General features: G+C 37.7%; 1 tRNA gene. It reads left to right on the top strand.

The window, feature by feature from the left end:
- The first annotated feature begins 261 nt into the window (after nucleotides 1-261).
- Nucleotides 262-337: transfer RNA gene (locus tag FCS21_RS15750), tRNA-Ala, on the top strand.
- The last annotated feature ends 255 nt before the right edge of the window (nucleotides 338-592 follow it).

Raw genomic sequence — 592 nt, forward strand, 5'->3', positions numbered from 1 at the left:
CTAGGGGAACCTGGGGTTGGATCACCTCCTTATCTTGAATAAAACGATTAATGATAACCTTCGGGTTATAGAGTGTTCACACAAATTACATGATAACAAATAAAGAAGAAAACCCTTAAGTTGTATGTAGATACAGCTTAGACGCTGAGAGTTTATGTTAGTACAAGGCGCTTGAGGTTTTTATGAATGAATGTAGTCCGCTACCTGATTGAATAAAAAGCGAAAGCAACGACGTAATCACATTAACTAGCAAGTCAAAGAGGGGCTATAGCTCAGCTGGGAGAGCGCCTGCCTTGCACGCAGGAGGTCAGCAGTTCGATCCTGCTTAGCTCCACCATTACGATTTTTTCGTTGTTATTTCGATACTCGCATAAGAGATACTATGCGTCGCATGAAAATGCCTAGAAAAACTTCGCAATGGTAAAATAATTTCTTCTTATAAAGAAAGAAGCCAAATTTAAGCTTAACTTCAACAAGTTATTTTAAATTTGGTTTTTTTAAACCATATCGTTGCCGAATGTGTGCAACTGATAAGTTCTTTAACAATCTGGAAAGCTGATATAAATATCGGTATTTATAAGGTAAGCACGGT

Source organism: Colwellia ponticola (assembly GCF_005885605.1).
GTDB classification, from domain to species: Bacteria; Pseudomonadota; Gammaproteobacteria; order Enterobacterales; family Alteromonadaceae; genus Colwellia; species Colwellia ponticola.